The 12,136-nt window shown below is 70.8% G+C and carries 9 protein-coding genes and 1 pseudogene; 6 read left to right on the forward strand and 4 right to left on the reverse strand.

What is annotated here, in order from left to right; all coding sequences use genetic code 11:
• Positions 1-89: 89 nt before the first annotated feature.
• From SLUN_RS07590 to SLUN_RS07615, 6 genes and pseudogenes are all read left to right on the forward strand, one after another.
• Positions 90-914, forward strand: a complete 825-nt coding sequence (locus SLUN_RS07590) for an urea amidolyase associated protein UAAP1 (protein ID WP_108147762.1) — start codon at positions 90-92, stop codon at positions 912-914.
• Positions 911-1,516 carry an urea amidolyase associated protein UAAP2 gene (locus tag SLUN_RS07595; RefSeq protein WP_108147763.1) on the forward strand — a complete coding sequence of 202 codons (606 nt, stop codon included), beginning with the start codon at positions 911-913 and terminating at the stop codon, positions 1,514-1,516. Before SLUN_RS07590 ends, SLUN_RS07595 begins: the two co-directional genes overlap by 4 nt.
• A complete protein-coding gene (locus tag SLUN_RS07600) occupies positions 1,513-5,019 on the forward strand; it encodes a 5-oxoprolinase/urea amidolyase family protein (RefSeq protein WP_108147764.1) in 3,507 nt (1,168 codons plus the stop codon). Before SLUN_RS07595 ends, SLUN_RS07600 begins: the two co-directional genes overlap by 4 nt.
• A gap of 92 nt (positions 5,020-5,111) precedes the next feature.
• The gene (locus tag SLUN_RS07605) at positions 5,112-6,764 is read left to right on the forward strand and encodes an allophanate hydrolase (RefSeq protein ID WP_108147765.1); all 1,653 of its coding nucleotides are present in this window, start codon (positions 5,112-5,114) and stop codon (positions 6,762-6,764) included.
• A gap of 213 nt (positions 6,765-6,977) precedes the next feature.
• A pseudogene (locus tag SLUN_RS40285) lies at positions 6,978-7,100 on the forward strand (LLM class flavin-dependent oxidoreductase); the annotation flags it as partial.
• A 79-nt stretch (positions 7,101-7,179) separates the two neighbouring features.
• Positions 7,180-7,575, forward strand: a complete 396-nt coding sequence (locus tag SLUN_RS07615) for a nuclear transport factor 2 family protein (RefSeq protein ID WP_108147766.1) — start codon at positions 7,180-7,182, stop codon at positions 7,573-7,575.
• An 80-nt stretch (positions 7,576-7,655) separates the two neighbouring features.
• Here SLUN_RS07615 and SLUN_RS07620 read toward each other — a convergent pair whose 3' ends face one another.
• The 4 genes from SLUN_RS07620 to tatA all read right to left on the reverse strand — a co-directional run bounded on the left by SLUN_RS07620 (position 7,656) and on the right by tatA (position 11,967).
• Complete coding sequence (locus tag SLUN_RS07620; RefSeq protein ID WP_108147767.1) at positions 7,656-10,484, reverse strand: DEAD/DEAH box helicase; 2,829 nt, start codon at positions 10,482-10,484, stop codon at positions 7,656-7,658.
• A 45-nt stretch (positions 10,485-10,529) separates the two neighbouring features.
• Complete coding sequence (locus SLUN_RS41010; protein ID WP_257153965.1) at positions 10,530-10,661, reverse strand: hypothetical protein; 132 nt, start codon at positions 10,659-10,661, stop codon at positions 10,530-10,532.
• A gap of 18 nt (positions 10,662-10,679) precedes the next feature.
• Complete coding sequence (gene tatC, locus SLUN_RS07625; RefSeq protein ID WP_108147768.1) at positions 10,680-11,615, reverse strand: twin-arginine translocase subunit TatC; 936 nt, start codon at positions 11,613-11,615, stop codon at positions 10,680-10,682.
• Positions 11,616-11,676: 61 nt separating this feature from the next.
• On the reverse strand, positions 11,677-11,967 hold the full coding sequence (gene tatA / locus SLUN_RS07630; protein ID WP_108147769.1) for a Sec-independent protein translocase subunit TatA: 291 nt from the start codon (positions 11,965-11,967) through the stop codon (positions 11,677-11,679).
• Between the last annotated feature and the right edge of the window lie 169 nt (positions 11,968-12,136).

Raw genomic sequence — 12,136 nt, forward strand, 5'->3', positions numbered from 1 at the left:
CAACGGACGGGCAATGACCCCGACTCCCCCTCGCCCTAATTTCTGTCGCGCGACAGAAATGTACGTCGAGCCGGAGGAGACACACAGCCATGGCGACCGCGACGACATACGGGGCCCGCGACCACGCCCGCGCCCAGCAAGGCGCCCACGCCGAGGCGATGCCCGTCGTGCCGGCCACCGACTGGCCCGCGCCGCCCTGCGAGGCCGGGCATCTGGTGTGGGCCGAGACCGTCGCGGGCGGCAACTACACGCACCGCGTCCTCGCCCGCGGCACCGAGCTGCGTCTCACCGACGTCAAGGGGGACGCCTGCGCGCACGTCCTGCTGTATGCCGACGGCCGCCCCTGGGAGCGCCTCAACACCGCCGACACCGTCAAGGTCCAGTGGAACGCCTACCTCCGCGCCGGCGCGCTGCTCCTGTCGGACCAGGGCCGCGTGCTCGCCACCGTGATCGCGGACACCGGCGGCCGGCACGACGCCCTGTGCGGCACTTCCACCCTCGTACGCAACACAGACCGGTACGGCGACGGCACCCCGCAGTCCGCATCGCCCGCGGGCCGTGAGCTGCTCAAGCTCGCCGCGCTCAAGAACGGCCTGGAGCCGCGCGATCTCCCGCCCTCGATCTCCTTCTTCCAGGGCGTGGAGGTACGCGACGACGGCGTCCTCGACTTCACAGGATCGGCCGGACCCGCCGCCTCGGTCACCCTCCGCGCCGAGCAGGACCTCATCGTCCTCATCGCGAACGTCCCGCACCCCCTCGACCCGCGCCCCGACTACACCAGCACCCCACTGGAGGTGCTGGCCTGGCGAGCCGCGCCCACCCGCCCCGGCGACTGGCTCTGGGACGCCTCCCCCGAGGGCCGCCGCGCCTACCTCAACACCGCCGAATTCCTCACCGCGAGGGGCCAGTCATGACGGTCGTACCCGCCCGCACCGCCTGGTCCGCCGTCGTCCGCGCCGGTGAGCTGCTGACCATCACCGATCTGCACGGCAACCAGGCCGTCGACTTCCTGGTCTACGACGCCGACGACACCGCCGTCCGCTACAGCGCCGCCGACACCGTCCACGCCCAGGGGAACATCTTCCTCACCACCGGCAGCGTGCTGATGTCGAACGAGCACACCCCCCTGATGACCGTCACCGAGGACACCTGCGGCCGCCACGACACCCTCGGCGGCGCCTGCTCCAAGGAGTCCAACACCCTGCGCTACGGCCACCACACCTGGTCGCAGCACGGCTGCGTCGACAACTTCCTCGCGGAGGGCGCCCGTTACGGCCTCGGCAAGCGCGATCTCGTCTCCAACATCAACTGGTACATGAACGTCCCGGTCGAGAAGGACGGCACGCTCGGCATCGTCGACGGCATCTCCGCGCCCGGCCTGCGCGTCACCCTGCGCGCCGATACCGACGTCCTGGTCCTCGTCTCCAACTGCCCCCAGATCAACAACCCTTGCAACGGCTTCGAGCCGACGGCCGTGGACATGACGATCGGCGCGGCGCCGAGGAGTGCGGCATGACCTTCGACACGCTGCTGGTCGCCAATCGGGGCGAGATCGCCGTCCGTATCATCCGCACCGCCCGCCGCCTCGGCCTGCGTACGGTCGCGGTCTTCGCCGACCCCGACCGCTCCGCGCCCCATGTCCGCCTCGCCGACGAGGCGGTACGGCTGGGGCCCGCGCCCGCCAAGGCGTCGTACCTCGACGCCGACCTCGTACTCAAGGCCGCGAAGGACACGGGCGCCGGAGCCATCCACCCGGGATACGGCTTCCTCTCCGAGGACGCCGACTTCGCGCGCCGCTGCGAGGACGCCGGGATCGTCTTCGTCGGGCCCACCGCCGGGCAGCTGGAGCTCTTCGGCGCCAAACACACCGCGCGCGCGGCCGCCGAGGCCGCGGGCGTCCCGCTCGCCCCCGGCACCGGCCTGCTGCCCGGCCTCGCCGCCGCGCTGGCGGCGGCGGACCGCATCGGCTACCCGGTCATGCTCAAGGCGACCGGCGGCGGTGGCGGCATCGGCATGCGAGCCGTGTACGACGCCGGGGGCCTGGCCGACGCATGGGAGCAGGTGCAGCGGGTCGCCGCGGCGTCCTTCTCCTCGGCCGGAGTCTTCCTGGAGCGCCTCGTCGAGCGCGCCCGCCATGTCGAGGTGCAGGTCTTCGGTGACGGCCAGGGCCGGGTGGTCACCTTCGGCGACCGCGACTGCTCGCTCCAGCGCCGCAACCAGAAGGTGCTCGAGGAGGCTCCGGCACCGGAGCTGCCCGACTCCTTGCGCACGCAACTTGCCTTCACTGCACGTGAGTTGTGCGAGAGCGTCGGCTACCGCTCGGCCGGCACGGTGGAGTTCGTGTACGACGCGCCTCGCCAGGAGGCGTACTTCCTGGAGGTCAACACCCGCCTCCAGGTGGAGCATCCGGTGACCGAGGAGATCTACGGCGTCGATCTCGTCGAGTGGATGCTGCGCCTCGCGCAGGGCGAGACAACCGTCGTACGGGAGCCCGGCACGCCACGCGGGCACGCCGTCGAGGCGCGCGTCTACGCCGAGGACCCGAGCCGCGGCCACCGCCCGAGCGCCGGGCTGCTGACCCGGGTGGCCCTCCCCTCGGACATACCTGACGTACGTGTCGACTCCTGGATCGAGACGGGGACAGAGGTGACGACGGCGTACGACCCGATGCTGGCGAAGATCATCGCGCACGGCACCGATCGCGCCGAAGCCCTGGCCCGCCTGGACTCCGCGCTGGCCACGACCCGTGTCGACGGCATCGAGACGAACCTGGGCCTGCTTCGGGCCGCGCTCGCCGACGCGTCCGTACGGGCCGCACGTCACACCACCTCGACGCTCGCGACGATCAGCGACCCTACGCCGCGCCTCGAGGTGACCGCATCGGGCACCCTGACCACCGTCCAGGACTGGCCGGGCCGTACCGGCTACTGGCAGGTCGGCGTCCCGCCGTCCGGGCCGATGGACGACCTCTCCTTCCGCCTCGGCAACCGTGCGCTCGGCAACGACGAGGGCGCGCCCGGCCTGGAGTGCACGCTCCAGGGCCCCACGCTCCGCTGCACGCACGCGACGACGGTCTGCGTCACTGGCGCGCCGGTGACCGTGACGGTCGACGGCGTACCGGTCCGCCAGTGGGAGCCGCTCACCGTCCCGGCGGGCTCCTCGCTGGCCGTCGGCGCCCCCACCGGCCAGGGCCTGCGCAGCTACGTCCTGTTCGGGGGCGGCGGACTGGACGTCCCGGGCTTCCTCGGCAGCGCGGCGACGTTCACGCTGGGCCGGTTCGGGGGTCATGGCGGCCGGGAGCTGCGTACGGGCGATGTCCTGCACGGCGGAGCCGCGACGGTCCCGGGCTCCCCCGTTCCGGACGCGGAGCGCCCCTCCTTCGGCGAGGTGTGGCACATCGGCGCGGCCGAAGGCCCGCACGCCGCACCGGAGTTCTTCACCGAGGAGGACATTCACGACTTCTACGCCGCCGACTGGAAGGTCCACTTCAACTCGGCGCGCACGGGCGTACGGCTGATCGGCCCGAAGCCCCGGTGGGCACGGGCGGACGGCGGGGAGGCGGGCCTGCACCCCTCCAACATCCACGACACGCCCTACTCGGTCGGTGCCGTCGACTACACCGGCGACATGCCGGTGCTGCTGGGCCCGGACGGCCCGTCGCTCGGCGGCTTCGTCTGCCCGGCGACCGTCCTCACGGCCGAGCGCTGGAAGCTGGGCCAGCTGCGCCCGGGCGACACCGTCAGATGCGTGCCGGTGACGGTCGAGGGGGCGGAGCGCCCGGTCATCGTCGACGGCGGGATTCTGGGGCGGGGCGAGTCGGTCACGTACCGCCGCAGCGGGGACGACAACCTGCTGGTCGAGTACGGCGAGATGCAACTGGACCTGGCGCTGCGGATGCGGGTGCACGCACTGGCCGAGGCGGTGGCCGCGGAGCGGCTGCCGGGGGTGGTGGATCTGACCCCCGGTATCCGCTCGCTCCAGATCCACACCGACCCGGCCGTCCTGCCCCAGCGGACGCTGCTGTCGGTCCTGACCCGCATCGAGTCCGAACTCCCGCCCGCCCATGCCCTGGTGGTGCCGTCCCGGACGGTCCACCTGCCCCTGTCCTGGGACGACCCGGCGACGCGAGAGGCGATCGCGCGCTATGCGGCGGGAGTTCGGGACGATGCGCCGTGGTGTCCGTGGAACATCGAGTTCATCCGCCGTGTCAATGGACTCGACTCGGTCGACGACGTGTACCGGACGGTCTTCGATGCGGAATATCTCGTACTGGGCCTGGGTGACGTCTACTTGGGCGCGCCGGTCGCAACCCCGCTCGACCCGCGCCACCGACTGGTGACGACGAAGTACAACCCGGCCCGGACGTGGACGGCGGAGAACTCGGTCGGCATCGGCGGCGCGTATCTGTGCGTGTACGGCATGGAGGGCCCGGGGGGCTACCAGTTCGTGGGCCGTACGACCCAGGTGTGGTCGCGCTGGCAGGAACGGCCCTGGCTGCTGCGCTTCTTCGACCGGATCAAGTGGTACCCGGTGGATGCGGAGGAACTCCTCGAGCTACGGGCGGACATGGCGGCGGGCAGGTTCACGCCGCGTATCGACGAGGGGACGTTCTCCCTGGCCGACCACCAGCGATTCCTCGCCGACAACGCACCCTCGATCGCCTCCTTCCGAACCCGCCAGGCACGCGCCTTCGCCGAGGAACGCGACGCCTGGGAAGCCTCGGGCGAATTCGCCCGAGCGGGCACGTCGACCGCGCTCCCGGCCCCTGTCGCCGAACTGGACGTCCCACCGGGCGGCCGGGTCCTGGAGGCCGAATTCGCGGCATCGGTCTGGCAGTTGAACGCCGAACCTGGAGCCGAGGTCTCGACGGGCCAGCCTCTGCTGACCGTGGAGGCCATGAAGATGGAGTCCCGCATCAACGCCCCGTACGCGGCGCGTGTCACCCGCTTCCTGGTCACGCCCGGCACCCAGGTGGAGGCAGGCACCCCGCTGGCCATCCTGACCCCGACGAACCCCTGACGGGGCGGAAATCAAGCCCGTCCGGCGACTGAGGACACGCCCGAAGGCTTCCCTCAACGCGCCCGCACCCGCCCGCCCGCAGGAGCCGCCCCATGCCCACCCCTGCCCTCACCCGCATCCGCGCCGCCCATGACCTCATCGAACGCATCCGTCGACCCGACATCTGGATCACCCTCCGCCCCCGCGCCGACGCCGAGGCCGACGCCCGCGACATCGACACCCGCGTCGCCGCCGGCGAGCAGCTCCCCCTCGCAGGCCGCACCTTCGCCGTCAAGGGCAACATCGACGCCAAGGGCCTCCCCACCACCGCCGGCTGCCCGTCCTACGCCTACGACCCGCCCGTCGACGCCCCCGCCGTCGCCAGTCTGAAGGCCGCCGGTGCCGTCGTGCTCGGCAGCACCAACATGGACCAGTTCGCCACCGGCCTCGTCGGCACCCGCTCCCCGTACGGCGCGGTCCACAGCGCCCACCACCCCGACCGCATCTCCGGCGGATCCAGCTCCGGATCCGCCGTCGCCGTCGCCCTCGGCGTCGCCGACCTCGCGCTCGGCACGGACACCGCCGGCTCCGGCCGCGTCCCCGCCGCCTTCAACGGCATCGTCGGCCTCAAGCCCACCCGCGGCCTCGTCCCCACCGACGGCGTCGTCCCCGCCTGCGCCACGCTCGACTGCGTCAGCGTCTTCGCGCGTACGCTCCCCGAGGCCGAACTCGCTCTCGCCCTGATCGCCACACCCCCGGGCCGCGAGGCCCCGCACCGCGCCCCCGGCCCCTGGCGGATCGCCGTGCCTCCTACCGCGCAGCTCGGCGCGATGGACGACGGCTGGGCCGAGGCGTACGAAGCGGCGGCCGAGCGCCTCGCCACCGCAGGCGCCCGGCTCGGCCCCATCGACCTGACCCCGTTCACGGACGCCGCCGCCCTCCTCTACGAAGGCGCCTTCGTCGCCGAGCGCTACACCGCCGTAGGGGAATTCATCGACAAAGCCACCACCGCAGAAGCCGGCGACCTCGACCCCACCGTCGCCGCCATCATCCGCCGCGCCCGCGACATCCCCGCCCACCGGCTCTTCGCCGACCAGGCCCGCCTCGGCGCCCTCCGCGACCAGGCCATGGCCGCCCTCGCCGCCACAGACGCGGACGCGCTCCTGCTGCCCACCGCCCCCGGCCACCCCACCCTCGCCGACGTCGCCGCCGACCCGCTCAGAGCCAACGCCCGGCTCGGCCGGTTCACCAACTCCACCAACCTCTTCGACCTCGCCGCCGTCGCCGTGCCCGCGGGCGAGGTGGCCGGCCGCCCCTTCGGCGTCATGCTGATCGGCCCGGCCGGCACCGACGACCGGCTGGCCCGGATCGCCGCCCACCTCACCCCGCGCACCCGCCTCGCCGTCGTCGGCGCCCACCTCGCCGGACAGCCCCTCAACCCCCAACTCCTCGCCCTCGGCGCGACGTTCAAGGCCACGACCACCACCACCGCCGGCTACCGTCTCTTCGCCCTGCGCACCGACCCGCCCAAGCCGGGCCTCGTTCACGCAGGAAGCGGCGGACACCGGATCGAGGCGGAGATCTGGGAGCTGCCCCCGGAGGGCCTCGGCGCACTCACCGCCGCCCTCCCCCGCCCCATGACGATCGGCCGCGTGGAGCTGGCCGACGGCACCTCTGCCCCCGGCTTCCTCTGCGAACCCGCCGCCCTCGACGGCGCCGAGGACATCACGGAGTACGGCGGCTGGCGGGCCTTCAGGAACAGCTGACTCGGTCCCAACACACCTGTTCCACCGGGCAGATGCGTCCCCGGCTGCGGCTGGTCACCCGTGACCACATCGACTTCGGTCGAGTGTGGTCCGCCTCGTGTCGCCCCTTACGGCTCAGGATCGCCCGACCCCTCCCCCGCCGCCGCGTACATCGCGGCCCGCACCGACAGGCTCCAGATCCTGGTCGCGCAGCGCCCCAACGTCTCGTACCCGGCCTTCGCCGCGCAGGGCGAGCGCCAGGACCGTGCGCTGTGGACCCCGACCGCCGCCGAAACGGGCGGCGCGGGCAATTCGACGGCACTGGTCGGCACCCCCGAGACCGTCGCCCAGGCGCTGCCCCTGCGTGGACAGCCCTCCGCACCCGGCGGAAGATGGACAGAAGACGGGATCATAGGGACGGAAGGTGTGATTCGCGATGGCTGAACACCCGGACAGCGCCCTGATACGCCGGGGCTACGCAGCGTTCGGAACCGGTGACATGGAGGCACTCGGCTCCCTGATGACGGCGGACGTCGTCCATCACGTACCCGGAAGCAACCCGCTCTCCGGACACCACAAGGGACGCGACGCCGTTCTCGGGCTGTACCAGCGCCTGGGCGAGGAGACCAACGGCACGATGCAGGTCGAGCTCGAAGCAGTCATGGCCGACGGGCGCGGGCATGTGATGTCCTTCCACACGGTCCGGGCCGACCGGGGCGACCGCGGTATCGAGATCCGCGAGGGACTCTTCTTCACGATCGTCGGCGGCAAGATCACCGACATCGACCAGTGCACCGAGGACATCGACGAGGAAGACACGTTCTGGAGCTGACTTCCAGAGGCCCCCGGATGCCGATGGCCCCGTTCACCTACCGAAGGCGGTGAACGGGGCCATCACACGCACGGTGCCGGTCAGCCGACCGAGCTGTACGCCACCACACCCCGCAGCAGCGCGTCGACCGCCTTGCGGGCGTTCTTCGCGACCGTGCTGCCCTCACGCGGCGCCGCCGCCGCGATCTGCCCGAGCACATCGATCACTTGCTTGCACCAGCGGACGAAGTCGCCGGCCGGCATCTCCGCCTCGCGCAGCACCTCGTCCAGGCCCCGGTCGGAGGCCCACTGATACGCCGCCCAGGCGAAGCCGAGGTCGGGTTCGCGCTGTCCGACGCCCTCCGCCTGGTTGATCTTGAACTCTTCCTCCAGGGCGTCGAGCCGGCCCCAGATGTGGACCATCTCGCCCAGTGCGGTCTTCGCCTTCCCCGCCGGGACCTTGGGCGCGACCGCATCGTCCGACTGCCGCGCCTCGTACACCAAGGCCGAGACGCACGCGGCCAGTTCGGCCGGGCTGAGCCCCTCCCACACACCGTCGCGCAGGCATTCGCTCGCCAGCAGATCCAGCTCGCCGTACAGCCGCGCGAGCCGCCTGCCGTGCTCGGTGACCTCGTCGACGCGCAGATAGTCCAGCTCGGTCAGCAGCGCCACGATCCGGTCGAAGGTGCGGGCGATGGTGTTCGTACGGCCCTCGATGCGCCGCTCCAACTGCTGGGTGTCACGCTGCAGCCGGTGGTACCGCTCGGCCCAGCGCGCATGGTCCTCACGCTCGTCACAGCCGTGGCAGGGGTGCGCGCGCAATTCTGTACGCAGCCGGGCGATCTCGCGGTCGTCGGCGGCGGCGGCACGCCCCTTGCGGTGCCGTTCGGGCTCGATGTGTCCGGCCTTCGTGCGCAGCGCGGAAGCGAGATCGCGACGGGACTGCGGCGAGCGCGGATTGAAGGACTTCGGGATCCGCATCCGCTCCAGCGGCTCGACCGGCACCGGGAAGTCCATCGACGCCAGCCGCTTGACCTGCCGCTCGGAGGTCAGCACGAGCGGGCGCGGCCCGTCGTGCTGCTCGAAACCACGGTGTCCATTGCTGCGTCCGGCCGGGATCCCCGGGTCGAGCACCAGCGCGAGACCGGCGAACTTGCCCGTCGGGACATGGATGATGTCGCCGGGCTTCAGCTTCTCCAGCGACGCGGCCGCGGCGGCCCGCCGCTGCGCGACGCCCTGCTTGGCCAGTTCGGTCTCGCGGTCCTTGAGCTCGCGGCGCAGCCGCGCGTACTCCTCGAAGTCCCCCAGGTGGCAGGTCATGCCCTCGCGGTAGCCCTCGAGCCCCTCTTCGTTCCTCTGCACCTGGCGGGATATGCCGACGACCGACTTGTCCGCCTGGAATTGCGCGAACGACGTCTCGAGCAGCTCGCGCGAGCGGTGCCGCCCGAACTGCTGCACCAGATTGACGGCCATGTTGTACGAGGGCCTGAAGCTGGAGCGCAGGGGGTACGTACGGGTGCCCGCGAGACCCGCGAGCGCGACCGGGTCCATGCCCCGCTGCCACAACACCACCGCATGGCCCTCGACATCGATGCCGCGCCGTCCGGCCCGGCCGGTGAGCTGGGTGTACTCACCGGGGGTGATGTCGGCGTGCTGCTCGCCGTTCCACTTGACGAGCTTCTCCAACACCACTGAGCGGGCAGGCATGTTGATGCCGAGCGCGAGCGTCTCGGTGGCGAAGACGGCCTTCACCAGGCCGCGTACGAAGAGCTCCTCGACGACCTCCTTGAAGGTCGGCAGCATGCCCGCGTGGTGCGCGGCGATGCCGCGCTCCAGGCCTTCCAACCACTCGTAGTAGCCCAGGACATGCAGATCCTCGCCGGGGATGGACGCGGTCCGCTCCTCGACGATCTCGCGCACCCGCTGGCGCGCGTCCTCGTCGTTGAGCCTGAGCCCGGCGTACATGCACTGCTGTACGGCGGCCTCGCAGCCTGCCCGGCTGAAGATGAAGGTGATCGCCGGCAGCAGCCCGTCCGCGTCGAGCCGCTCGATGACCTCGGGCCGTCCGGGCGTCCAGATCCGGCCGCGCTGGCGCCGCTCGCGCTCCCGGTCGGCCTCGCGCACCATCTTTCCGCGGCGGCGGTCCTTGGGGTTGTACGTGCGCTGGTTCTCCATGCGCGCCAGGCGTACGAGGTCGGGGTTGACCTCGCGCCGGCCGGAGCCGCGGCCGCCGTGGTCGGTCTCCTCCTCGAAGACGTCGTACATCCGGCGGCCGGCCATGACGTGCTGCCACAGCGGCACGGGCCGGTGTTCGGAGACGATCACTTCGGTGTCGCCGCGGACGGTGTCCAGCCAGTCACCGAACTCCTCGGCGTTGGACACGGTCGCGGAGAGCGACACCAGGGTCACCGACTCGGGGAGGTGAATGATCACTTCCTCCCACACGGCTCCGCGGAAGCGGTCGGAGAGGTAGTGCACCTCGTCCATGACCACATAGCCGAGTCCGAGCAGTGACTGCGAGCCCGCGTAGAGCATGTTGCGCAGCACTTCGGTGGTCATCACGACCACCGGCGCCTCGGAGTTGATGCTGTTGTCCCCGGTGAGCAGGCCGACCTTGTCCGCGCCGTAACGCTTGGCCAGGTCGGTGTACTTCTGGTTGGACAGGGCCTTGATGGGCGTGGTGTAGAAGCACTTACGGCCCTGCTGAAGGGCCAGGTGGACGGCGAATTCGCCGACGATGGTCTTGCCCGAACCGGTGGGCGCGGCGACAAGCACGCCCTTGCCCGCTTCCAGGGCCTGACAGGCTTCGATCTGGAAGGGGTCCAGATCGAATTCGTACAGCGCTCGGAAAGGGGCCAGCGCGGTGGCCTCGTCAGCGGCGCGAACACGGGCAGCGGCGTAGCGCTCAGCGGGAGAGAGGTCCTCGGTCATCTTGCTCACGAGCCTACCCGCCGCCTCTGACAGTGGGCGCGATCTTTAATTGACCGGGGCACGTACCGGAGCGAGCACCCGCACGGCGCCCGGCACACACTCGGCCGGCTGCGCGGCGTGCGCGCCGCGGCCGCGTCCTGCGGCGGGATTGACGAAGACGGTGATCTCGCTGGTCACGCCGCAGGCCTTACAAGGTCAGGTGACGTCGTCGTAACCGTTGAGCCGGTTCGAACGGTTGCCGTCCGCCTGCTCGGGCACGGAGCCCGAGGCCAGGACGGGCTCGACTTCGCCCACCGCCTCGGGGGTCAGATCGATGTCGGAGGCCTCGTCGTCGTCCAGCTCCGCGTCCGGGTCCTTGCGGCGCCGACGCCTGTCGTTCAGGAGCGAGAAGCCGACGGCCATGAGGTAGAGGAGGGTGATCGGCCCGGCCAGCGCGATCATGCCGATCGGGTCCGTCGTCGGGGTGATCACGGCACCGAAGACGAAGACACCCATGATGACCGCGCGCCACCACCGGGCCATGCGCTTACCGCTGAGGACGCCCGTGAGGTTGAGCATCACCAGCACGAGAGGCAGCTCGAAGGCGAGCCCGAAGACGAGCACCATCCGCAGGGTGAAGTCGAGGACATCGCCCAGCGAGAGGATGTTCGCCGAGCCCTGCGGTGTAAGGCTGATCAGGACCTTCACGCTGATAGGCAGGATGAGGTAGGCAAGGTACGCACCGGCGGAGAACAGCGGCACAGCCGCGCCCACGAAGGCGTATGTGTACTTCTTCTCGTTCCTGTGCAGTCCTGGTGCGACGAAGGCCCAGAGCTGGTACAGCCAGACCGGGCTCGCGACGACGAGGCCGGTCGTCAAGCTCAGCTGGATCGTCGTGCTGAAGGGCGCGATCAGCGTGTTGAAGGAGACGATCGCGCAGTTGCCGCCGTCACTCGTGACGCCCGGCGCACATTTGGGCACCGACTCCGTCAGGAACTGCATGAGCTGCTCGCTGTACACGAGGGCCACAATCGTGACCGCCATGATGGCGAGCAAACCCTTGGCGAGCCGGTTGCGAAGCTCTCGCAGGTGCTCCACGAGAGGCATACGCCCCTCGGGGTCCTTCTCCTGCTTGCGGGCAGACTTGAGCAACCCACGTCCTCATCTCGTGCGGCAGGCCGTCACCGTTTTCGGTGCCTGCGGCGGCCCAGGGTCAGCGCTTGGTCGAGTCGGTCGGCTCGGTCACGGGACGTGAGCTGGTCACATCACCGGGAGCGGCCTGGATCGTGCGCGGCGCGGCCTGGTCCTGGGTGGCGTCCGGCTGCGGCGGGTCGGCCGGCGCGGCACTCTTCGTGTCGTCGGACTTCATGGCCTTGGCCTCGCTCTTGAGGATCCGGGCCGACTTGCCCAGCGAACGGGCCATGTCCGGAAGCTTCTTGGCGCCGAACAGTAGGACGACAACGAGGAGGATGAGGATGATCTCGGTGGGGCCGATTTTACCCATAACTGTTTACCTTCTTCACCGAGGCGACATGGAGTCTGATGCCCGAGTGCCGGACACATGTCTGGCCACCGCGCTATCAGCGATCGTAACCCGCAGGAGTAAACACAGGGCAATGCCCGTGCATACGCACCATTGCAGCCCGCGCCCGCCCTACCTGGGGCGCGACCAG

The sequence above is a fragment of the Streptomyces lunaelactis genome, assembly GCF_003054555.1.
Taxonomy (GTDB): Bacteria; Actinomycetota; Actinomycetes; order Streptomycetales; family Streptomycetaceae; genus Streptomyces; species Streptomyces lunaelactis.

Bases quoted from the DNA above. Each gene is read 5' to 3' on its own strand.
- SLUN_RS07590 (WP_108147762.1), top strand. From the start codon at position 90: ATGGCGACCGCGACGACATACGGGGCCCGCGACCACGCCCGCGCCCAG.
- SLUN_RS07595 (WP_108147763.1), top strand. From the start codon at position 911: ATGACGGTCGTACCCGCCCGCACCGCCTGGTCCGCCGTCGTCCGCGCC.
- SLUN_RS07600 (WP_108147764.1), top strand. From the start codon at position 1,513: ATGACCTTCGACACGCTGCTGGTCGCCAATCGGGGCGAGATCGCCGTC.
- SLUN_RS07605 (WP_108147765.1), top strand. From the start codon at position 5,112: ATGCCCACCCCTGCCCTCACCCGCATCCGCGCCGCCCATGACCTCATC.
- SLUN_RS07615 (WP_108147766.1), top strand. From the start codon at position 7,180: ATGGCTGAACACCCGGACAGCGCCCTGATACGCCGGGGCTACGCAGCG.
- SLUN_RS07620 (WP_108147767.1), bottom strand. From the start codon at position 10,484: ATGACCGAGGACCTCTCTCCCGCTGAGCGCTACGCCGCTGCCCGTGTT.
- tatA (WP_108147769.1), bottom strand. From the start codon at position 11,967: ATGGGTAAAATCGGCCCCACCGAGATCATCCTCATCCTCCTCGTTGTC.